Annotated in this window: 21 protein-coding genes; 6 read left to right on the top strand and 15 right to left on the bottom strand. The window is 57.0% G+C overall.

Translation table 11 applies throughout. From position 1 onward, the window contains the following. Positions 1-137: 137 nt before the first annotated feature. The 4 genes from G6N80_RS16985 to G6N80_RS16970 all read right to left on the bottom strand — a co-directional run bounded on the left by G6N80_RS16985 (position 138) and on the right by G6N80_RS16970 (position 3,792). Entirely contained in the window at positions 138-356 is a 219-nt protein-coding gene (locus G6N80_RS16985; protein WP_062554197.1) for a hypothetical protein, read from the bottom strand. 376 nt (positions 357-732) lie between these two features. Beyond that, positions 733-1,668, bottom strand: a complete 936-nt coding sequence (locus G6N80_RS16980) for a PhzF family phenazine biosynthesis protein (protein ID WP_062554196.1) — start codon at positions 1,666-1,668, stop codon at positions 733-735. A gap of 78 nt (positions 1,669-1,746) precedes the next feature. Continuing rightward, the gene (locus tag G6N80_RS16975; RefSeq protein WP_165135507.1) at positions 1,747-2,490 is read right to left on the bottom strand and encodes an NUDIX hydrolase; all 744 of its coding nucleotides are present in this window, start codon (positions 2,488-2,490) and stop codon (positions 1,747-1,749) included. A gap of 75 nt (positions 2,491-2,565) precedes the next feature. Continuing rightward, on the bottom strand, positions 2,566-3,792 hold the full coding sequence (locus G6N80_RS16970) for an aminotransferase-like domain-containing protein (protein WP_062554194.1): 1,227 nt from the start codon (positions 3,790-3,792) through the stop codon (positions 2,566-2,568). 283 nt (positions 3,793-4,075) lie between these two features. Between G6N80_RS16970 and G6N80_RS16965 the strand changes: the two genes are divergently transcribed. Continuing rightward, positions 4,076-5,305, top strand: coding sequence for a GGDEF domain-containing protein (locus G6N80_RS16965; RefSeq protein ID WP_165135504.1), 1,230 nt, complete (start codon positions 4,076-4,078; stop codon positions 5,303-5,305). A 293-nt stretch (positions 5,306-5,598) separates the two neighbouring features. On the opposite strand, the gene ilvC is transcribed toward G6N80_RS16965, so the two are convergent. Together ilvC and G6N80_RS16955 are read right to left on the bottom strand one after the other, a co-directional pair. Then, on the bottom strand, positions 5,599-6,618 hold the full coding sequence (gene ilvC, locus G6N80_RS16960; protein WP_062554192.1) for a ketol-acid reductoisomerase: 1,020 nt from the start codon (positions 6,616-6,618) through the stop codon (positions 5,599-5,601). Positions 6,619-6,659: 41 nt separating this feature from the next. Next, on the bottom strand, positions 6,660-7,298 hold the full coding sequence (locus G6N80_RS16955; protein WP_156379177.1) for a TetR/AcrR family transcriptional regulator C-terminal domain-containing protein: 639 nt from the start codon (positions 7,296-7,298) through the stop codon (positions 6,660-6,662). A gap of 242 nt (positions 7,299-7,540) precedes the next feature. Between G6N80_RS16955 and G6N80_RS16950 the strand changes: the two genes are divergently transcribed. Beyond that, positions 7,541-7,909 carry a DUF4087 domain-containing protein gene (locus tag G6N80_RS16950; RefSeq protein WP_165135501.1) on the top strand — a complete coding sequence of 123 codons (369 nt, stop codon included), beginning with the start codon at positions 7,541-7,543 and terminating at the stop codon, positions 7,907-7,909. Here the strand turns inward: G6N80_RS16950 and G6N80_RS16945 are convergent, their stop codons facing one another. After that, positions 7,910-8,320 carry a winged helix-turn-helix transcriptional regulator gene (locus G6N80_RS16945; protein ID WP_376748621.1) on the bottom strand — a complete coding sequence of 137 codons (411 nt, stop codon included), beginning with the start codon at positions 8,318-8,320 and terminating at the stop codon, positions 7,910-7,912. Positions 8,321-8,455: 135 nt separating this feature from the next. Here G6N80_RS16945 and G6N80_RS16940 point away from each other — a divergent pair, with 135 nt between their 5' ends. After that, entirely contained in the window at positions 8,456-9,337 is an 882-nt protein-coding gene (locus G6N80_RS16940) for an SDR family oxidoreductase (RefSeq protein WP_165135498.1), read from the top strand. Between the two features lie 80 nt (positions 9,338-9,417). On the opposite strand, the gene G6N80_RS16935 is transcribed toward G6N80_RS16940, so the two are convergent. Then, entirely contained in the window at positions 9,418-10,170 is a 753-nt protein-coding gene (locus G6N80_RS16935; protein ID WP_165135495.1) for a pyridoxine 5'-phosphate synthase, read from the bottom strand. Positions 10,171-10,414: 244 nt separating this feature from the next. Here G6N80_RS16935 and G6N80_RS16930 point away from each other — a divergent pair, with 244 nt between their 5' ends. Together G6N80_RS16930 and G6N80_RS16925 are read left to right on the top strand one after the other, a co-directional pair. Continuing rightward, positions 10,415-11,095 (top strand): MerR family transcriptional regulator, encoded by a 681-nt coding sequence (locus G6N80_RS16930; protein WP_165135492.1) that lies wholly within the window; start codon positions 10,415-10,417, stop codon positions 11,093-11,095. Positions 11,096-11,198: 103 nt separating this feature from the next. Continuing rightward, a complete protein-coding gene (locus G6N80_RS16925) occupies positions 11,199-11,708 on the top strand; it encodes a DUF4405 domain-containing protein (RefSeq protein ID WP_165135489.1) in 510 nt (169 codons plus the stop codon). Positions 11,709-11,836: 128 nt separating this feature from the next. Here the strand turns inward: G6N80_RS16925 and G6N80_RS16920 are convergent, their stop codons facing one another. From G6N80_RS16920 to nthA, 4 genes are read right to left on the bottom strand one after another with little or no spacing between them, the layout of a single operon-like run. Then, complete coding sequence (locus G6N80_RS16920) at positions 11,837-12,961, bottom strand: ATP-dependent DNA helicase (RefSeq protein WP_062554186.1); 1,125 nt, start codon at positions 12,959-12,961, stop codon at positions 11,837-11,839. Positions 12,962-13,005: 44 nt separating this feature from the next. Then, the gene (locus G6N80_RS16915; RefSeq protein WP_165135486.1) at positions 13,006-13,395 is read right to left on the bottom strand and encodes a nitrile hydratase accessory protein; all 390 of its coding nucleotides are present in this window, start codon (positions 13,393-13,395) and stop codon (positions 13,006-13,008) included. Further along, entirely contained in the window at positions 13,382-14,041 is a 660-nt protein-coding gene (gene nthB, locus G6N80_RS16910) for a nitrile hydratase subunit beta (protein WP_165135483.1), read from the bottom strand. The genes G6N80_RS16915 and nthB overlap by 14 nt, the downstream gene beginning before the upstream one ends. Then, positions 14,038-14,616, bottom strand: coding sequence for a nitrile hydratase subunit alpha (gene nthA, locus G6N80_RS16905; protein ID WP_165137150.1), 579 nt, complete (start codon positions 14,614-14,616; stop codon positions 14,038-14,040). The genes nthB and nthA overlap by 4 nt, the downstream gene beginning before the upstream one ends. Positions 14,617-14,853: 237 nt before the next feature. Here nthA and G6N80_RS16900 point away from each other — a divergent pair, with 237 nt between their 5' ends. Next, positions 14,854-15,699 carry an aldo/keto reductase gene (locus tag G6N80_RS16900; protein WP_165135480.1) on the top strand — a complete coding sequence of 282 codons (846 nt, stop codon included), beginning with the start codon at positions 14,854-14,856 and terminating at the stop codon, positions 15,697-15,699. A 59-nt stretch (positions 15,700-15,758) separates the two neighbouring features. Here G6N80_RS16900 and G6N80_RS16895 read toward each other — a convergent pair whose 3' ends face one another. The 3 genes from G6N80_RS16895 to G6N80_RS16885 all read right to left on the bottom strand — a co-directional run bounded on the left by G6N80_RS16895 (position 15,759) and on the right by G6N80_RS16885 (position 20,315). Further along, positions 15,759-17,702 (bottom strand): methyl-accepting chemotaxis protein, encoded by a 1,944-nt coding sequence (locus G6N80_RS16895; RefSeq protein WP_165135477.1) that lies wholly within the window; start codon positions 17,700-17,702, stop codon positions 15,759-15,761. Between the two features lie 249 nt (positions 17,703-17,951). Further along, positions 17,952-18,524 (bottom strand): acetolactate synthase small subunit, encoded by a 573-nt coding sequence (gene ilvN, locus G6N80_RS16890; RefSeq protein ID WP_062554181.1) that lies wholly within the window; start codon positions 18,522-18,524, stop codon positions 17,952-17,954. Between the two features lie 33 nt (positions 18,525-18,557). Next, positions 18,558-20,315 carry an acetolactate synthase 3 large subunit gene (locus G6N80_RS16885; RefSeq protein WP_062554180.1) on the bottom strand — a complete coding sequence of 586 codons (1,758 nt, stop codon included), beginning with the start codon at positions 20,313-20,315 and terminating at the stop codon, positions 18,558-18,560. Positions 20,316-20,628: the final 313 nt, after the last annotated feature.

The following is a 20,628-nucleotide window of genomic DNA, read 5'->3' as shown; positions in this document are numbered from 1 at the left end:
AGGAATAGTCTGGGATGGTGGCAGGGTCTACTCTGTCACGATGCAGAGTCACCTCCGCGTGGTCGTATCGGCAAAATTTTCAAGACAAAAAAATAGCCCGCTGCTGGTACAGCGAGCCAACATTTGACACCGGCGCCTCAGTGGCCGCGCGCTGCGGCCACCATTTCACGAAGCTGGTCTTCACTGCGAACACCCTGCCGATAAAGCTCGATGGTGATTGCTGCGAGACGATTGGTCTCCTCCTGATCATCGAGCGGGCAAATCTCGGCTTTCAAACGCTCGAAAACCTGCTGGCACTTCGCCAGATCCTCCGAGTTCAAAGGCTCCTGATTCCGCCTCGTTTCACTCCTGATCATTAACTTCTCCTGCACTGCATGTGATAAGACCACTGTGGCGGCACGCACGGGCTCGCCTACAACATTCCTGTTCAGTGATCTTTGATATGGATCGCCTTTGGCGAACAAACCCGCAGCGAAATGCGGGCACGACGACTCGTGACGCAAAACTGGCTAAATGATCGAAATCATCGACGAGATCGCCCTTGCACGTACTCCGACAGGTATGCGTGGCTGAAAACAGCACGAGAGCGGGCGGACGCGCTGCGCATTGGACCTGTGGCTGTACTTTTCATTAACCTTCTCCCGCTCGGTCCGCCACAACGGTCTTCGCTAGATTAGGTTCCGAAAAAACTTAGGCCTTATCCGATTTTGGCAACGCGCCGTTGAAACCGCGCTACAGGAACAGTTCACCCGAAGCGATCCTGACCGCTTGTCCGCCGATCCTGGCCCGGAATATCTCGGCATCCTTGATGTCAATGTGCAGGTGAATATAGGAAGGTCGGCCCATCTCGACGCCCTGCTCGATCAGGATCGGATGGTTCCCATCGGGCAATGCATCGAAATGGTGGATCGCGCCGGCCATGGCAGCGACAGCACCGCCTGTCGCAGGATCTTCGGGAATTCCCATGTCTGGGGAAAACATACGTGCGTGGAATTTGGCAGCATGGTGTACGCCAGCCCGGCAATAGACGTAGGCAGAGGTCAAGCGCCCTTCCACAAAGGGGGCCGCGCGCTCCCAAAGACCCGCATCGAATTCCAGCGACTGAACCGCAGCGAGATTATGGACGGGCATCATGAGGAAGGGAACGCCTGCACTCCAGACCGACGGAACATGATTCTCGAAACCCAGATCGGATAGCTTCAGGCCAAGCGCGTCCGCCAATCCCTGGCGATCAAGATTGAGGTCGATCGGCGCGGGCTTTCTCGGAAGGTCGAACTCAGCAAATCCTGCCTGGCCTTCGGAAAGGCTGACGGCGCAACGAACCGGTCCGACCGCCTCTTCCAGCATGAACACCGTATCGAGCGTGGGTGCAGAATCAGAGCGGTTCATCTCAGTCAGCGCAATGGCAGTACCCACTGTCGGATGTCCAGCGAAAGGCAACTCACGCCCTGGAGTGAAGATTCTCAGCTTTGCAGCATGGGCGGGATTGTCTGCCTTGTGAACGAATACCGTCTCCGACAGGTTCATTTCACCCGCAACCGCCTGCATCTTTTCGGTCGACCAATCATCGCCCCCGAAAACGACCGCCAGAGGATTTCCAGCAAGACGCTGGTCGGTGAAGACATCGTACACTACGTAACGCAAAACCAAGATGAAGCCTCCTGACATCCGCAAACCCAACGGGCTGCTCGCTGCAAGTTGGTCGACAAACTGTCCGAAACCTCCGCTGTGTTCAACCCGTGAACGTTATCTTCCAGAGAAAACAGATTGAACCGCGACACGCGTGAGATCGTCCATGGAATTGGCAAGCGAAGACCAGGAGTCCGATTTGACGGCATAGACCGCATCAATCTCGGACAAGGTTTCGTTATTCATATGAACAGTCACACGATCCAGGATCTCTGCATCGCTCCAGGGCAAGTAAACCGCCCTGAAGACGATGCAACGCCCGTTCGAATAGGCTGCAGACAATTGACCTAGACCCCTCGCCTTCGATACATCAAGGCCCGTTTCTTCCCTAAGCTCGCGGTTCATGCTGCCCATGACGTCGCAATACCCATCAACAACATCCGAGGGATCAAGCGATCCGGCAGCGAAACAGATGCGCCCGGCATTCGCCGTGTGCGCCGCCATGCGGATGAGGATCGCGGAGCCATCTGTGGATACAGGAATTGCCGCGCCGAACAGCAACCGGATCTTTGCGCGGTCTTGCTGGCGACGCCACCAGAGCAGCGTCGAGAAGCGCGTCATCCTGGCTGTCGTCAGAAGCCGGTCATCCCGCTGGGTGATGGTCTCCTGCAGCAGGATGGGACCGTCGAACAAGTGGTGATTGGCTTGCTTCTCCAACGCCCACTGCGCCTCTATATCGGCGCGGTGTGCCTCCCAAAGAGAATGCGGCCCCTCTTCCACGATTACATCGACCGCTGAAATCGGGAAAGCCTGGAGAGGCGGCGAAGGGAAATCGATCGAGCTCGGATTTGAATCAGTCATCCGCAAGAGATAGCAGCATAAAAAGCGGCCCCGCAATCACTCGCGAGGCCGTTAAAAGCAATCATCCGGTAACGGTCAAGCCGCCTTGACTTCCGCACTCCGGATCAGGCGACCCAAACGCTGGATACCTTCCTCGATCATCTGCTCATTGGCGCATGAGAAGGACAGGCGCAGCGTGTTTTCGCCAGAACGATCCGCAAAGAACGCCTGTCCCGGAACGAAGGCCACCTTTTCGGTTTCGATCGACCGCGCCAGCAGCTGAGCACCATCGAGGCCCTTGGGAAGGGTTACCCAGATGAACATTCCGCCCTCGGGTTTGGTCCAGCTTGTGCCCGCAGGCATATACTTCTCCAGCGCGGCCAGCATGGCATCGCGGCGCGCACTGTAAGCCGCGCCGATCTTCGCGACCTGATCGTCGAAGATGCGTTCCGCAACAGTCGCAATCGCAATCTGATTGATCGTCGACGAATGGAGATCGGCAGCCTGCTTCATCAGGACGAGCTTGCGGATAACGCTCATGTTCGCCACAACGAAACCGACGCGAAGGCCTGGAGCCAAGGTCTTGGAAAAGCTGCCGGAATAGATTGTCCGTGTGTTTTCAATACTTCCCTTGCGCGCGATCTCGATGGCCAGCAGCGGAGAAACCGGCTCACCATTGTAACGCAGCGACTGGTAGGCACCGTCCTCAATCACGGCAATATCCAGTTCGTCCGCCAGATCCAGAACCTTCTCACGTCCCTGGCGGTCGACAGTTTCGCCGGTGGGATTTGCAAAATCCGCCGAGAGGTAGGCAAACTTGACCGCGCCCCCGTTCTTGGCAGCCTGTTCGCGATAGGTATCGGGCGTGCGGTTGCCATTCGGGTTCAACTGATCGTAATGCGGCTCATAGGCGTTGAACGCCTGCAAGGCACCCAGATAGGTCGGCCAGGTGACGAGAGCTGTATCCTTCGGTGACAGAAAGAGCTTGCCAAGATAATCGAGCGCCTGCTGCGAACCGGAGGTGATGAAAACGTTGTCGACCGTGCATTCGATGCCGATCTTCTTCATCTGGCCGACAAGCCATTCCCGCAGCGGCTTATAGCCTTCACTGACCGAGTACTGAAGCGCTGCATTCACCTGCGCGCTGGAGAAGATTTCGGCATAAGCATCCTTGAAGGCTGCATCGGGGAATAACGCCGGATCGGGAATGCCCCCGGCGAACGAGATGATGTCCGGTCGCTCGAGAAGCTTGAGCAGTTCACGGATTTCAGAAGCGCGCATACGCGTGGAGCGTGTCGCAAAAATATGATCCCAATCGAGCACCGATGTTTCCTCTTATTTCGTTTCGTTGTCGAATTTTGTACAACATATTCGATAGGTCAGCAACACTGACCTATCGAATATTCGTCGATCCTTGAACATCCTGCATAAGGCATTGTTTACTCGTCCTTTTCTCCTCCTTGGACGAGCTCCTGACCTCCGCATTCACCCTGTTCCCTAGCAGAAAATCTTGGGCCGTGTGAAGATCCTCGTCGGCGAGAGGCGCTAATGCTTTCTTGAGAGAAAACGCATAAGAATCATGAGTAATCAATGATATGCGATGCTCATGAAACCCATCTGGCCTAACCTTTTCCAGATCACACTTTATAACGGACCGGGAGCCCAGCAGCTTATCCGGCGTATGCTGGATGATTTGTTCCTGCCTTGGCCCCATATCATTGCGGGACTGGCGATCATCATTTGTGCCGCCTATTCGGCGTGGCTGGGCGGAGACCGTTTCGCGACGGAAGCAATAGCGATCATGATCGTGCACATGAGCTACCGGATCGCAATTCATAGGCACTATCTCAGTTACGGCTATGCCGACAGGGAGCGTTACTGGACACGGCTTTTCTTTGCATCCGCCTTGATCTCCGGCCTTGCCTGGGGCACCTCGCTCTCGCTGCTCATCGTCTCGGCACCGAATGAGGTCAAATATCTGACGTTGACGGTTGCCTGCGTCATCATCCAGTCGGCGACCGCGCGTGCATTCATGGCCCCTTTACCACTCATCCTTCAGACGCTGTTGCTGGTGATAATGGTGGTCTCTACGTCCGTCTGGAATGGGGACTGGATCGTTGCACCGGCTGCCGTTCTTTTCATTGCATTCCAGGCCGGTCACATGCGCCATCTGATTGCAATGCGGTTCCGCGAATGGCAGGCACAGAAGGACAAGGATCATCTCGTGGCGCGGCTGGCGAAGGCCAATGACGACTTGTCCGAAGCGAATGAAGCACTGCGGAAAGCAGCGTTGACAGACGGGTTGACGGGTTTGGCGAACCGTCGCGCCTTTGATCTGCATCTGGAACTTCATTGCTCGCCCGAGGCTGGCACGTCAGAACCTGTCTCGCTGATTTTCTTCGATGTCGACCGTTTCAAATCGTTCAACGATACTCACGGCCATCAGGCAGGCGACCATTGCCTGGAACTCATCGGTCACTGCGCACGATCCGTGCTAACGAGCACCTGGCAAATGGCGGCCCGCTATGGCGGTGAAGAATTTGCATTGATCCTGCCGATGACGGGCGCTGACGAGGCACGCCGTATTGCCGAAGCACTGCGTGAGAAAGTCTCACACCTACCGATCCCGGTCGGCGCAGAAGAAACACACGTCACCATCAGCCTTGGCGTCGCAACCGCGGACAAGTTAACCGCCGCGACGCCTTCGGCCCTTCTCACGCATGCGGACCTCGCTCTCTACCGCGCGAAGCAGCGTGGGCGAAACCGGGTGGAAGTAGTCGAAACCGCGTCAGAAACAGAAATACATGACGCATTGCGATATCTGAGAACGACCTGAGACCTGCCCCGAATTCCTGCGTCCGCTAGAAAATCCGCTAAAAGCAAAAACCGGACGATTGGATCGCCCGGTTCAGACTGCTGATAACTCTGCCATTTAACTGCAACGTCATCCTCGGCCTTGTGCCGAGGATCTGCTGACGTCCAATAACATCAGGCGGTCGTAGACGCTCGGGACAAGCCCGAGCATGACGGAGGTTTAGTTGACGGCCTCGTCGACCAGCTTGTGTCTGCCGATCCCCGCAACGCCGTTAGGCGCGCAAACAAATGATGCCGGGGATCGGCAGTTTTCTCTTAGTTGACGGCCTTGTCGACCAGCTTGTTCTTGCCGATCCATGGCATCATGGCGCGCAGCTTTGTGCCAACTTCTTCGATCTGGTGGCTGTCGTTCATGCGGCGGATGCCCTTGAAGCGCGCTGCACCCGAACGGTATTCCTGCATCCAGTCGGAGGTGAACTTGCCGGTCTGGATGTCGTGCAGAACGCGCTTCATTTCAGCCTTCGTTTCAGCCGTGATGATGCGCGGGCCGGTCACGTACTCGCCCCATTCTGCCGTGTTGGAGATGGAGTAGTTCATGTTGGCAATACCGCCTTCGTAGATCAGGTCTACGATGAGCTTTACTTCGTGCAGGCACTCGAAATAGGCCATTTCCGGGGCATAACCGGCTTCAACCAGGGTTTCAAAACCAGCGCGGATCAGTTCGACGAGACCGCCGCACAGAACGACCTGTTCGCCGAAGAGGTCGGTTTCGCACTCTTCCTTGAAGTTGGTCTCGATGATGCCCGAACGGCCACCGCCAACGCCGCAGGCGTAGGAGAGAGCGAGTTCAAGCGCGTTGCCGGAAGCGTTCTGGTGAACGGCAACCAGGCACGGCACGCCGCCGCCCTTCTGGTATTCGCCGCGAACCGTATGGCCGGGGCCCTTCGGAGCGATCATGACAACGTCAACCGAGCTCTTCGGCTCGATGAGGCCAAAGTGAACGTTCAGGCCGTGCGCAAAAGCGATTGCAGCGCCGTCGCGAATGTTGCCAGCGATGTCGGCCTTGTAGATGTCGGCCTGCAGTTCGTCCGGCGTCGCCATCATCAGAAGGTCGGCCCAGGCGGCAGCTTCTGCAACGGTCATGACCTTGAAGCCATCGGCTTCTGCCTTCTTGATGGTCGGCGAACCGGCCTTCAGGGCGATGACCACGTTCTTGGCGCCGGAATCCTTGAGGTTCAGCGCGTGTGCGCGACCCTGCGAACCGTAGCCGACGATGACAACATTCTTCGACTTGATGAGGTTAAGATCAGCATCCCGATCGTAATAAACGCGCATCTTATGGTCCTTCCCTATGCGGTTTGTGTTCTGACTATTGTTCAAGCGTCCGAATGCGCACGACCGGCGCCTTCGGTATTCTGTGACGCGCCATGTAACGACAAGAAGGCATGAACAGCCTTCTCTGCCTGGCGCGCATTGTCTTTCAGGCCATTTTCGCCCAGCAGCATGCGCACATGCAGATCCGAAACGATGAGGCCGTAGAGTGTGTGGTAGGCGCTGTCGGCATCTGGAAAGCGCAAGAGACCGGCACGACGGCCTGCTTCCATGAGGCCGATGGCACGGCGGTCGATCTGTCGACGGCCATGCTCGATCAAGAGGCGACCCAGTTTCGACCCCTCGCGGCTGGCCTGTCCGATCGCAAGTCGATTGAGCGCGAGCGAAACCTCACCGGAAAGAACTTCCAGCAGGTCCCGGCCAAACGTCTCCAGGTGTTCGCGGAGCAGGTCGGCAGTCAGGCGACCACCACTGCGTTCGAATGTGCGAACCTTGCTTGCCTGATAAGCGATCATCGCCGCCAGAAGACCGTCCCGATCACCAAACCATTTGTAGAGGCTTTCCTTCGAGCAGTTGGCGGCACGGGCCAGACCTGATGTCGTCAGCGCTTTCTCGCCGCCATCGACCAAAAGTTTGAGCGCCTGTTCCAGAACAGCGTTCTGGCGCGGCGAAAACTCCGGCATGTCAGACAGTTCAGCGGTCACGGTTTGCTCACTCCTCGTAGTACCGTACGGTACGGTTCCGTCGTTTAATGTGGTTCCTGTCCGCGGTCAAGAGGGCTGCGTGTCGAGGCCGAGTTTTTTGTTTCATCAGAGTGGCGGAGGCATTGCGTGGCAATATCAACCGGCAGTCATGTGGCCGAATACATATGCTGCGGATACCGGACTTGTTGTAATCTGAAGGACGAATCCACAAGGAGATCGTCATGAAAAAACGCGCTTCAATTGCGCTCGCAATCACATTTTTGATGGCCACCGCAGCCACCGCCGCAGAAAACCGCTGCGGCTGGATCGTCAATCCAACGCCTGGCAATTACTGGCTCGACGACAAGGAAGGCTCCTGGATGATCATGGCGCAGGGCTCGGATGTCGAAGCAAAAGGCGCTGAAAACATGCCCGATTTCTCGGCGGGCCAGTTCGTCCGTACCAACGGCTATTACGGTTACGCCTGCACCTGCATGTCTGTCGATGTTGACCGGGCTGAAAAACGCATTACGCAGATCCACTCGGTCAAGCAATTGGCGTTGGCCAAGTGCAAGGGCGATAAGTCTCTGCCAAAACCGAACGTCGATTAATCAGACACCGCCTTCTGTGGCATCGAAACGGGCACGCGCCTCCCGGACTTCTCCGTGGTTGCGCTCTGCCCACATCAACACCTGCGAAAGTGCGCCGAACAGAGAATAGCCAAGCGGAGTCATGCTATACTCCACGCTTGGCGGTTTGGTTGGGAACACCGTCCTGTCGATATAGCCGTCCCGCTGAAGTTCACGCAGTGTCTGGGTGAGCATGCGTTGGGAAATATCCGGCACCAGGCGTCGCAATGCTCCAAACCGGTATGGCCGCTCTGACAGAGCGTGAAGAATGAGCGTCGACCATTTGCCGCTGATTTGGTTCATGACATCGCGGATCGGACAATTGGTGGCATCCCAATCCAGTTGCCCACCTGTAAGCAAACTGATCCCAAAGCCGGTGGTACGCTGATCCAAGATAGTTCCCTTTCTGTAACCTTCTCCCGAAAAACTGCCTTCTTTACACAGCTCCGTCAATTCCTATTCTATAGCTACTCTCAAAATGAGAGCTTCAAAAGGGCTCAACAGACGCCCCAAGCGGTAGGAATTCCAATGACGAAAGTTCTCGTAACCGGCGCTTCAGGACAACTTGGTCGAGGCGTCATCGCTGAACTCTTGAAGCAGGCGAAGCTTGAGCCTTCGCAGATTGTCGCAGGCAGTCGCGATCCCGCCAGTCTTGCTGACGCGCAAGCAAAGGGCATTGAGACCCGCCGGGTAGACTTCGATGACGCTAATGGCATGGAAGAAGCATTCGCCGGTATTGATCGTCTGCTCATCATCTCCAGCGGTGAACTGGCGGTACCCAGCAAGCGGGTTCAGCAGCATAAGGCGGCTGTCGCCGCGGCTGCCAAGGCAGGCGTCGGCCACGTCATCTATACCTCGATGCCAAATCCGGACAACTCGCTCATCAGCTTTGCCCCTGACCATTTGAACACCGAGCAAGCAATCAAAGCCAGCGACCTGAGCTACACGATCCTGCGCAATTCCTGGTACACAGAGAATTATTTCATGAACCTGCCGCAGAACCTTGCGACCGGAACATGGTATACGTCGCAGGGCGGCGGAAAACTTGCCAACATCACGCGTGGCGATTGCGCAGCAGCAGCGGCAGCAGCCTTGGCTTCACCGCCTGAAGGAAACGTGACCCTCACGCTGACCGGCCCGGAGTCACTGACTGCCGAAGCCGTCGCCGGCATCGTTGCGAAGGCAACCGGCAAGCCTCTGGCAGTCGTGCAACTCACCGACGAGCAACTGTCTGGCGGCATGCGTGGCGCAGGGCTGCCCGACTTTCTGATCGAGATGCTGGTATCGACGGAAGCCAACATCAGAGCCGGAAATTTTGATCTGGTAACGGATCATTTCGAACAGCTTACCGGCCGCAAGCCGCAAACGGTCGCCGACTTCTTCGAAAAGAACAAGGCAGCCCTCGGCTGACTCCTGCAAACCGGTAGGTGCGTGGTGCCGGATGAGGATGCCCACTCCTCTTCCGGCCCACGTCGCCGATATCGGTGCTTTCAGATGTGTTCGCCGCAAGCTCTTCTAAATCGGCGAACGGTCTCAGCCATTCCATATTCCAGCGCATCCGCCGTCAATCCGTGGCCGATAGACACTTCAGCCAGATGCGGAATTCTCCCGACGAGCGCCGGCAGGTTCTCCACCGTCAGGTCATGTCCTGCATTGACGCCCAGCCCCTCGGCCAGAGCGGCGTCTGCAGTCCGCCCCAGAAGTTCAAGCTGGCGCTCACCCTCCCCGGCATTGTCGAAACAGCCGCCATAAGGGCCAGTATAGAGTTCGATCCGATCCGTACCGGTTGCTTTCGCAAGCTTCACGGCCTCTGCGTCACCGTCACCATCCGCAAAAACCGAAACCCGCATCCCGCCTGCCTTCAGCCGTGCGATTACCGACTTCAGCATCTCGCTTTGCGTCCGAAAGTTAAATCCATGATCTGATGTCGCCTGAGACGGATCATCGGGAACAAGTGTCACTTGCTCCGGCTGTGTTTTCTCGCAGAGTTGGAGAAAGTCCTCGCTCGGATAACCCTCCATATTGAACTCGGTCTGGGGAAACTCGTCGTCGATCAATGCCCTCAGCACCGGCAGATCGGTGAAGCGAATATGTCTCTTATCAGGTCTGGGATGCACCGTCAGACCGTAGGCGCCAGCCTGCAAGGCAATTCTGCCCAGATGGGCAACACTGGGCCACGGCAGATCGCGACGATTACGAAGCATCGCGACGGCATTGAGATTGACGGAAAGCTTTGCGGGCATTGTCGTATCCTTGCGGTGAGAGCGATTTTCTAACCCAAACCCGCAATCACTCGCAATGCCTCCGACACAACAGGCACACGCTAAAAACTGAACATTCTATCATTTCTTGTGATGATAGATTGGTAGTATCGCAATTTGTCGAAAATGCTAAGTTGTATTCATAGTAACAGTAAAGTGGGTACGAGGAGTATTGTTTATAATTATCTCGCAACTGCGAGATCATTCGCATGAGGAGGCGGAATTCGTGCGAAATACTATCTTTGATACACAAGCAGGAACAGCATCACTGGGAGGAAATGGGAACTACGACTTTCTACCGACACTGACGGATGCAACAGTAGCGGCAGATGCACCATTGGCGATTGCCGAAATGGCGGATCTTTTCGGCGTAACGCACAGGACTTTGCACTTCTATGAAGAGAAGGGCCTGATCAGCCCTCACCGGCTTGGTGCCATGCGGGTCTACGGCACGGATTGCATCCGGCGGATGTCAATCATCTCTGCCTGCCGTGAAATGGGACTGTCGCTGGCATCAATTCAGGAGCTGATGTTGCAGATTACCGATGCGCAGACGCAACAGGAAGCAGACCTTCTGTTCAAGACGGCTCTTGAAACGCGAAAGCGCGAACTGGCAAGCGAACTGTCCACCCTCCACCGACAACTCCAGCAGATCAGGACGTTTACGGATGGTGTAAGCCACGGAATTCCTCGAAAGGACGAATGCTTGCCGGCATTGACCGATCAGGAACGTGACTGCCTTATGTTGCTGACGGAGGGGTACAAGGGCGCCCCGCTGGCGGAACGTCTCGGAATATCCGGCACCCAACTGATCGACCTGGAGGAGCAATTGATAGCGAAGCTCGAGGTTGCCAATCGCTATCAGGCGGCAGCGAAGGCGTTGATACTCGGTATATTGACCCATTGAGGAACGAGATCAGGCGGTATCTTTAGAATCTTTCAAAAATGTAACGTGACGAATCCGAGGTGTGAACGTACCGATGGAAGCAGTTTCAACGGGGGTTTCATTCATGGTTTCTTTGCTGTCGCGATACGCAACGCCGTTCATCACCGGGCTGTTTCTGGTTTCACTGGTTTCTGGCATCGCTCTCTTTTTTCATTGGGGTCCGGTCGGCTTCCACGGCATTCATGAATGGCTCAGCATGGTCCTGATTGCGCCGTTTCTCCTGCATTTGTGGAAAAACTGGCGACCGATGACGAGCTATTTCAAGCGCGCACCCATGGCGATTGCGTTGGGCGTTTCGGTGCTCGCCTGCATCCCGTTCCTCGTACCCTCCGGCTCCGCAAGCGGCGAAGCGGGCGGCAATCCAATCAGCGGCATCGTCAGGCTGTTGAGCAGCGCAAAGCCTGCCCAGATCTCGGCCATGGCTGGCAAGCCTGAAGAGGAAGTGATCGCCATGCTCAAGCAGGCAGGCTTCACAGCCGCAGCACCAGATCTGCAGCTATCGGCGATTGCGCAGCAATCCGGCAAGAGCGACCGTGATCTGGTGGCTACGCTCTCGAAAATGAAATCCAAATAAGTCCGCTAATGCATGTCGCGCTCAACCGGATTCGGTTGAGCGCGACATGCATCATTTCAGAGTCTTACTGCATCGTCCGCGCGTTCAATCGAACGCGCCGCGCTGTAGCCAGTCGTCCGTTGAAGAGTTCAACGGACGATGGTGATCGTTTCAGCGGCGCGGGTAATGGCCGTATAGAGCCAACGCTCACGCGTATCGCGGAATGCCCAGCTTTCGTCAAAAAGCACGACATTGTTCCACTGAGAGCCCTGCGCCTTATGCACCGTCAGCGCATAGCCGAAATCAAAATCATCGTACCGCTTCTTGGTGGTCCAGGGGATTTCCCCCTCCTCCTCGAAGGCCTGCTTGAGAAGTTTGATCTTGGCGGCGCCACGATCCATATCGTCATCTTCCGGGCGGATCATCAGGTTGATACCTGGCTTCACCGTCTCGCGCGACGAGCTCATCACCTGCCACAGCGAGCCATTGAGCAGACCCTTGGCCGGATCATTGCGCAGGCACACGAGCTTGTCGCCGGATTGCGGATAGGGAAGATTGAAGCCCTTCAACTCGCGAAGGCGTTGGTTATAGCGACGCCGCGTCTTGTTCGTGCCCACCAGTACCTGGTCGGCCTCCAGCACCAGTGACTGATTGACATCGTGACGGGAAATGACCTGCGCTGTGCCGTAATCCCCGTGCATGATCTCGCGACCCTCACGGACCTGCATGGCAAGCTGAATGATCGGGTTATCACGCGCCTGCCGATGGATATCCGTCAGCAGATAATCCGGCTCCTGTTCCGTGAAGAAACCGCCCCCCGTCACCGGCGGCAACTGGCCGGGATCCCCCAGAACCAGGATCGGAGTTCCGAAGCTCATCAGGTCGCGACCGAGTTGCTCATCCACCATCGAACATTCGTCGATGACAATGAGCGCCGCCTTGGCCAGCGGACTCTGACGATTGATGGAAAACATGGGCGCGATTGAAGTCTTGCCCGTCTCTTCGTCTTCGACGGCCTCTTCCCCGCGCGGTCGATAGATCAACGAGTGGATCGTTCTGGCATTCGACGCACCGCGGGAACGCAAAACCTGCGCTGCCTTGCCCGTGAAAGCCGCAAACAGCACTTCGCCATCTACGTTTTCAGCGAAGTGCCTGGCAAGCGTCGTCTTGCCCGTCCCGGCATAACCGAACAGACGAAAGACCTGGCTGCGGCCTTCTTTCAACCATTTGGAGACCGCCTTGAGGGCCTCGTCTTGCTGAGGTGCGAATTGCATGCCTCTCTTTCCGGGATTCGGAACAGAATAGCAACCTCAATTCCTCACGAAGCGGCTGCAGCCCCTCGCATCGGATCATTCGTCAGTTCAATGGGCTTGCCATGTGGCGTGGCTTCGGCTGCTCTTTGCCAACTGTGCTGAAGCGCAAGCAGCGTCGCCGAAGACGCAACATTCTTCTCGGACAGCAGATGACAGAGCGCGGCAACCCAGGCTTCGAAGTAATCCGATCCGTCGGCTGCGCGACCCGGACGATGAACCTCACGCGACAGGCTGTCGGCCCATTCCTGCCAGCTGAACACACCCTTCTGATGAAGGTGAACGGTCATGGCAAAGGCCTGCGCCTGCCAGGGTTCTGAAAACACCGGATCGCCTTCTCGTGATCGCGGAAGACCAATCGACTGCGTCAGCGGGCTTTGGGTTTCATACAGACTCAAGATAGCTCTCCCAGGCATCGACCGAAATCGTCAGGCCGGGTTCTGAACCCCTTCCCCAGATCTCCTGCCCATCAAAGACGACGGTATACACCCATTGCGGGTTCTCGCCCTTTCCGTGAGCATTGTCATCGGGAAACACGAAAGATCCCTGCACCGCCTCAACCATGCCGACCTTGTCTCGAGCATAGCGTGGCAGGCGCGTGTGATGGGCAGGATGCTCATTGATGGTTCGAACCCGCTGGCCGACTGAAAACAGCGGAGCGCTTTCAACCGACCTGTCGCAAGGGCCACCCTTTGCCAGCACCGCGGCAACCTTGTCGACGGTCAGGATACGCTTGGGTTGCGCCGCCTGCATTTTCGAATGCCCCTCCGCGATCTCGGAACCGGTTACGAAACCATGCCGTTCAAGCAGCACTTCCAACGCCCGGATCCAGATTTCGTAGTAGCTGGCAGAGAGATAGTTCGCGGGGGGAATGCATTCGCGCGCATGGCGGCTCTCATCGATGGACCACGCGCCGAAAGCACCACAGGACAGCGTGATCCCCAGAGCCCGCTTCTCCCATTCCGCATGAAAATACGGCTCATCGGTTTCAGGCGAGACTGGGCCGAACCCCATCTGGCCACCAAGATCGTGAGGGCCGTTCATTTCTGCCTCGCGGAGGGTGAAAGGGCCAATCCCGTTCCGATCATGGAATCGCGCGTCACGAGCTGCATGAGTTGTTCGACATCCATGTCGTCAGTGCCCACTGGACGCTGGGGAATGACCAGATAGCGAAGTTCGGCAGTGGAATCCCAGACCCTTATTTTCGTCGTCTCAGGAAGCACGACGTCGAACTCCGCAAGCACACCGCGCGGGTCCATCACGGCGCGAGACCGATAGGCCGGCGCCTTGTACCAGACCGGCGGCAGGCCGAGGACGGACCACGGGTAACAGGAACACAGGGTGCAGACGACAAGGTTGTGCGTATCGCCAGTGTTGAACACAGCTCGCATGTGCTCGCCCTGCCGTCCCGTGAAACCAAGGCTTGCAATCGCCGCAGTCGCATCGCGCTTCAACCAGTCTGCGAAGTCTGCGTCCACCCAGGCGCGGGCTACCACCTGCGCACCATTACGTGGTCCGACCTTCGTCTCGTAGGTCTCGACGATGGCGTCGATTGCAGCGGGATCGATCAGCCCCTTCTCGGTCAGCACGGTCTCGAGAGCCCGGACGCGCGCCTCCATGTCCGAGTAATGATTGTCGTGGTGATGATGGCTGTGGTGATGATCGTGATCATGATCGTCTGAACTCTCTGTCGTCACCGGCAGACCCCTTTCGAAGCAGATGCAGCTGTACGGCAGATCATACGCAAGATCCTGCTCACATGCCAATTTGCACAATTGATAGAATTGCGCTTGATTTTGATGGGTGAAGCACGACCATAGCCTCACGAGATGGCTTAAAAAATTTCAGGGTTTTCCATGCGCGATGATTTGCCGACCGTCAGCTTTCCGAACACAATCACGGTTCCTGCCTTGGGGATTGGAACCTGGAAGATGGGCGAGGACCCTGACAAGGTACCGGACGAGGTGAACAGTATTCGGGCTGCGCTTGAATCCGGCTGGAGCGTTGTCGATACTGCTGAGATGTATGGCGAAGGCGGTGCAGAACTGGTCGTGGGCGCGGCTTTGCGCGGATGTCGCGACAAGGCATTCGTCGTCAGCAAGGTCTATCCCTGGAACGCCAGCACGCGAGGTGTTCAGGATGCCTGCGCTCGCAGCCTCGAACGGTTGGCCATCGACAAGATAGACCTCTACCTCCTCCACTGGCGGGGTGACGTGCCTCTGACAGAAACGGTTGCGGGCATGGAAATCCTGCGTCAGCAAGGCATGATTGGTGCCTGGGGCGTATCGAACTTCGATGTCGATGACATGGAAGAGCTGTTTTCCATTCCGGGCGGAGAAAACTGCGCTGCGAACCAGGTTCTCTATAACGCTGCTCGTCGCGGCATAGAATTCGATCTCCTGCCATGGTGCCAGGAGCGCGGCCTACCCATGATGGCCTATTCTCCGCTCGGACAGGGCGATCTGCTACACCACCAGGAAATCATCCGCCTGTCGAAAGCCTATCAGGCAACACCTGCGCAAATCGCGCTCGCCTTTGTGCTGGAGCGTGATGGCGTGCTCGCAATTCCAAAGACGAGCAGGCCGGATCGTATTCATGAACTGAGCGAAGCCGTCGATCTGGAAATCTCCGACGAGGACTGGGCAGAACTGGATCGGGCATTGCCTCCGCCTGCCGCCAAGAAACCGCTTGAAATGATCTGATCGAAAAAGAAAACGGCGGGAAACAATCCCGCCGCCATCTTGATCTTGTTCGGGAAGGATCAAAACTCTTCCCAGCTCTCCGCCGTGGCAGCACGGCCAGAGAAGGCGGCCGCCACTTTTCGCCCAAGGCTGCGCGCCGAAGAAACCACCGGCTGCGGTGCAGCCGATCGTGTTGCGGGAGCCGCCACGACGACACTCTGGACCGGACTGCGACCGGAATTCGAGAGACGGAACTGCGCCAGCAATTGTGCAAGCGATGTGGACTCCTTAGCCAGGGAGTGGCTTGCAGCGTTGGTTTCTTCCACCATTGCCGCATTTTTCTGGGTGTCCTGATCCATCTGGTTCACAGCCGTGTTGATCTGCTGAAGACCGGAGGACTGTTCCTGCGCCGCCTCGACAATGGCGCTCACATGGCCGTTGATTTCGACAACTTCGGAGGAAATCTTGGTCAGCGCCTCACCGGTCTGCCCTACCAGAGCAACGCCAGACTGCACATGCTCGTTGGACGTGGTGATGAGACCCTTGATATCCTTTGCGGCACTGGCCGAACGTTGTGCAAGTTCCCGCACCTCCTGCGCCACGACGGCAAAGCCCTTGCCTGCCTCGCCCGCCCGTGCCGCTTCGACGCCAGCATTGAGCGCCAGCAGATTGGTTTGAAACGCAATCTCGTCGATGACACTGATGATGCTGGAAATCTCGGAAGAGGATTTCTCGATCTGCTGCATGGCAATGACGGCGCGACGAACCACCTCGCCGGAACGTTCTGCCTCTGCCTTGGTGTGCGCGACCAGCGAACCGGCTTCCTGCGCCCGACGCGTTGAGTCCTTCACGGCAGTCGTAATCTGCTCCAGCGCCGCAGCTGTCTCTTCGACGGAAGCCGCCTGCTGCTCCGTCCGCTTTGCCAGATCGTCCGCCGAAGCACGGATCTCGTTGGCACCGCCATCAATCACGCGCGCATTCTCTGCCACACGCATCAGCGCGTCCTCAAGCTTGGCGGCTGAATCATTATAGCTGAGGCGAATGCCATCAAGGCTCGAGACGAAAGCGTGGTCGATCCGGTGGGAAACATCACCTTCAGACAAGCGGGTCAGTGCTGCGGCAAGATGGTCGACCGCAAACTGGACGTCTGCCGCCTCCTGTGCCTTCTGGGCCTCCCGCGCCAGTCGCTCCTGCTCGGAAAGACTGCGATTGGCCGCAGCTTCCGTTTCCAGTCGCAGGCGCTCGACGGCATTGTCACGGAACACGGAAACCGCCTTGGCCATGGCGCCGATCTCATCTTTGCGATCAATGCCATCGACAGGTTCGGAAACCTCACCGCCAGCCAGGCTGACCATGCGGCGTTGAAGACCTGAAATCGGTCTGTTGATACCGCGCGTCGCCACGATTTGCGCACCCACAAGCCCCAGGCCGAAAAGAAGCGCCAAACCGGCAAGCGTCATGAGGATCGTGCTGTCTGCCTGCTGTTTCAGCCCGTTACTCTCATTGCGCAGCGCTATGAGATTGACGTTGTTCCAGGTCCGCAGATCATCCCGCCACTGCTTCACCTTTGCATCCGACTGGGCGAGCAAAGCCATGGCTGAGGGACGCTGCCCTCTATCCAGCGCGGCAAACGCCTTGTCGAGAATTGCGAAGATCTCAACGGCTCGCTGTTTGAAAGCATTGATCTCCGAAGCATCTTCCGGTGTCAGCTGTGCTGCTTCATCCAGGCGCTCAAAGAGCGTTTTCTTGGCGTCTTCGTAGGTCGCGCGGAATTCTTCCCGATTGGCGGTCTCGTCTGCAAAGGCATACTGGTAGCCGGTATAGGGCGCATTCAGCAGCGACGTGACCGAACGGAACATATCGCTGGATGCGACCGTATCCTTCGTCACAAACGAATAGAACATATTCGCGGTATGACGATATTCGTAGGATACGTAGGCTGCCCCGGCAATTCCAATGGCAGCCATCGGAATGAGAACAGTATAGATTTTCGATTTGATCGATGCGTTCTTGAAGAAAGACATGGTCCCTCATGCTGGCCAAATTCAGACGTCGGCGGCATGAGCATCATGATCGAGCGCGCACCAAGGATGCTGCGGGATGTCATTCCCGCAGGTAACGATGGAGTTTTTTCCAAGCACCAATCATCTTTATAAGCAAAACCTAAACAGATGATTATATGTCGTGTTGGAAGACTCGACGCTTTACCTAGGCGCGATTCTCGACCCGGCAAGCAATGAGCCTGACGGGTCGAAAACATATTTAGCAAAATGTTACATTCCCTGCGGACCGCGATTCATCGCAGCGATCCCGGTACGGCAAATCTCGATGAGGCCAAATGGCTTCATGATGGCGACGAACTGATCGATTTTCGAAGACTTACCCGTGATCTCGAAGATGAAATGAGAAACGGTGGCATCGACGACCTTGGCGTGGAAAGCATCTGCAAGGCGCAGCGCTTCCGCACGCTCTTCGCCTTCGCCTGCAACTTTCACCAGCGCGACTTCGCGTTCGATCGGACGCTCCTGCCCCAACTGCGTTGCACGCACGGTCAGATCAACGACGCGGTGAACCGGCACGATCCGATCCAGTTGCGACTTGATCTGCTCCAGAACGCCCGGCGTTCCGCTGGTCACGATCGTAATGCGGGACAGGTGAGCCTCATGCTCCGTTTCGGAAACCGTAAGACTTTCAATGTTATAGCCACGCCCGGAGAAAAGGCCGATCACGCGGGCCAGAACCCCCGGCTCGTTGCTGACGAGAACCGAAAGCGTATGCCGCTCCTGCTTCGCCGTTTCCTGTTGAATGAAGTAGGCCGAACCGGTGGGTTGAAGATGTGCGTTCATGATGATGTTCCCTGATCCTGTTCCTGGCAGCCCTTAAACGAGCTGCCGCCCCTTCGCGTCAATGGCGGTCGCAACGGCCTCGTCGGTCGCTTCGTCCGGCAACAACATCTCGTTGTGGGCCTTGCCCGACGGAATCATCGGGAAGCAGTTTGCGAGATTGGCAACGCGGCAATCGAAGATGACCGGCCGCTTGACCTCGATCATCTCGGCAATCTTGTCATCCAGCTCGCCGGGATTGTCGCAATACATACCGACGGCCCCATAGGCTTCGGCCAGTTTTACGAAGTCCGGCATGGCTTCAGTGTAAGAGTTGGACAGACGGTTGCCGTGCAACAACTGCTGCCACTGGCGGACCATGCCCATGTACTGGTTGTTCAGGATAAAGATCTTGACCGGCAGATTGTACTGAATGGCGCAGGACATTTCCTGAATGCACATCTGGATCGAGGCATCGCCTGCGATGTCGATGACAAGCGCTTCCGGATGCGCGACCTGTGCGCCAATCGCTGCCGGCAGGCCATAACCCATCGTTCCCAGACCGCCAGAGGTCAACCAGTGGTTCGGCGCTTCGAAACCGAAGAACTGCGCCGCCCACATCTGATGCTGGCCGACTTCCGTCGTGATGAATGTTTCACGTCCCTTCGATGCCTCATACAGCCGCTGAATGGCGTATTGCGGCATGATGACGTCATTGGAATTCTTGTAGGCGAAGGACTTGCGGGCCCGCCAGCGGTTGATCTGGTCCATCCACTCCGCCGTCTGTGCCTTTTCCGGCTTATTGGGCAGGGCACGCCAGACGCGGACCATATCTTCCAGAATACGGCCAACGTCGCCAACAATCGGAATATCGACGCGAACATTCTTGTTGATCGATGATGGATCGATATCGATATGAACCTTGCGGGAGTTCGGCGAGAAGGCATTCAGGCGACCCGTAATACGGTCGTCGAAACGGGCACCGATGCAGACCATGACGTCGCAATCGTGCATGGCCATGTTCGCTTCATAGGAACCATGCATGCCCAGCATGCCCAGCCAGTTTTCGCCGGATGCCGGATAGGCGCCAAGCCCCATCAGCGTGGATGTGATCGGGAAGCCGCTCAGTTCAACCAGTTCCCGCAGCAGACGGGTCGCTTCCGGACCGGAATTGATGACGCCACCGCCGGTGTAGAGGATCGGGCGACGGGCGCTGGCCATCAGTTCGACAGCGGCACGGATCGCATTCAGATCGCCCTGAACCTTCGGCTGATAGCTCTTTTCGACGGCATCATTCGTCTTCGGCGTATAGGTGCCCGTGGCGAACTGGATATCCTTCGGAATATCGACCACGACCGGGCCCGGACGCCCAGACTGGGCAATGCGAAACGCTTCGTGAATGATGCCCGCCAGCTCATTTACGTCCTTCACCAGCCAGTTGTGCTTGGTGCAGGGGCGCGTGATACCAACCGTATCGCACTCCTGAAACGCATCGGAACCGATCAGCGTGGTGGGAACCTGGCCGGTCAGGCAGACCAGCGGGATCGAATCCATCAGCGCGTCCTGCAGCGGAGTGACCGCATTGGTCGCACCGGGACCGGAGGTAACCAGCATGACGCCGACCTTGCCCGTCGAGCGGGCATAGCCTTCGGCAGCATGACCGGCGCCCTGCTCATGACGGACGAGAATGTGCTGAATGTCGTCCTGCTGAAAGATCTCGTCATAGATCGGAAGCACTGCGCCGCCGGGATAGCCGAAAATGTGCTCGACGCCATTATCTTTCAGGGCCTTCAGAACGATCTCCGCCCCTGTCATTCTATTCTCTGTACCCGTCATGTCCAAATCCGTTTCTGCTGTTTTCGAAGCGGCCGCAGGGCCTGATTGAAGGCATAAAAAAAGGCCCCTTGAGGAGCCTTCGGTAGCGCATGGGTGCTTTCGCCGGATGGTTACACCATCCTGCCCATGCGCCTTCCCACCACGATAAGTGCGTTTGATACGATCATGGGCGAAACTGTTAGCCATAAAATTTCGCAACGTCAATGCAATTGAGCAAGAAATGGCCGCTCGACCAGCCGTTTTCGCCGCATTTCTCGCCAGCTTGACCGACGCGTTCGAACCGTGCGCAATG

Origin of the sequence: Rhizobium rhizoryzae, assembly GCF_011046895.1 — a bacterium.
In the GTDB taxonomy this organism is placed as follows: Bacteria; Pseudomonadota; Alphaproteobacteria; order Rhizobiales; family Rhizobiaceae; genus Neorhizobium; species Neorhizobium rhizoryzae.
The sequence above is the reverse complement of the archived record's forward strand: the minus strand, read 5'-3'. Positions and strand labels throughout refer to the sequence as shown.

Excerpts from the sequence above, each read along its gene's own strand:
- G6N80_RS16920 (WP_062554186.1), bottom strand. The coding sequence starts at position 12,961 with ATGCAATTCGCACCTCAGCAAGACGAGGCCCTCAAGGCGGTCTCCAAA.
- G6N80_RS16925 (WP_165135489.1), top strand. The coding sequence starts at position 11,199 with ATGGTTTCTTTGCTGTCGCGATACGCAACGCCGTTCATCACCGGGCTG.
- G6N80_RS16975 (WP_165135507.1), bottom strand. The coding sequence starts at position 2,490 with ATGACTGATTCAAATCCGAGCTCGATCGATTTCCCTTCGCCGCCTCTC.
- ilvN (WP_062554181.1), bottom strand. The coding sequence starts at position 18,524 with ATGAACGCACATCTTCAACCCACCGGTTCGGCCTACTTCATTCAACAG.
- G6N80_RS16955 (WP_156379177.1), bottom strand. The coding sequence starts at position 7,298 with ATGCCGGAGTTTTCGCCGCGCCAGAACGCTGTTCTGGAACAGGCGCTC.
- G6N80_RS16895 (WP_165135477.1), bottom strand. The coding sequence starts at position 17,702 with ATGTCTTTCTTCAAGAACGCATCGATCAAATCGAAAATCTATACTGTT.
- G6N80_RS16965 (WP_165135504.1), top strand. The coding sequence starts at position 4,076 with ATGAAACCCATCTGGCCTAACCTTTTCCAGATCACACTTTATAACGGA.
- G6N80_RS16985 (WP_062554197.1), bottom strand. The coding sequence starts at position 356 with ATGATCAGGAGTGAAACGAGGCGGAATCAGGAGCCTTTGAACTCGGAG.
- G6N80_RS16900 (WP_165135480.1), top strand. The coding sequence starts at position 14,854 with ATGCGCGATGATTTGCCGACCGTCAGCTTTCCGAACACAATCACGGTT.
- nthB (WP_165135483.1), bottom strand. The coding sequence starts at position 14,041 with ATGAACGGCCCTCACGATCTTGGTGGCCAGATGGGGTTCGGCCCAGTC.
- nthA (WP_165137150.1), bottom strand. The coding sequence starts at position 14,616 with ATGGAGGCGCGCGTCCGGGCTCTCGAGACCGTGCTGACCGAGAAGGGG.
- ilvC (WP_062554192.1), bottom strand. The coding sequence starts at position 6,618 with ATGCGCGTTTATTACGATCGGGATGCTGATCTTAACCTCATCAAGTCG.
- G6N80_RS16935 (WP_165135495.1), bottom strand. The coding sequence starts at position 10,170 with ATGCCCGCAAAGCTTTCCGTCAATCTCAATGCCGTCGCGATGCTTCGT.
- G6N80_RS16885 (WP_062554180.1), bottom strand. The coding sequence starts at position 20,315 with ATGACAGGGGCGGAGATCGTTCTGAAGGCCCTGAAAGATAATGGCGTC.
- G6N80_RS16980 (WP_062554196.1), bottom strand. The coding sequence starts at position 1,668 with ATGTCAGGAGGCTTCATCTTGGTTTTGCGTTACGTAGTGTACGATGTC.
- G6N80_RS16950 (WP_165135501.1), top strand. The coding sequence starts at position 7,541 with ATGAAAAAACGCGCTTCAATTGCGCTCGCAATCACATTTTTGATGGCC.
- G6N80_RS16940 (WP_165135498.1), top strand. The coding sequence starts at position 8,456 with ATGACGAAAGTTCTCGTAACCGGCGCTTCAGGACAACTTGGTCGAGGC.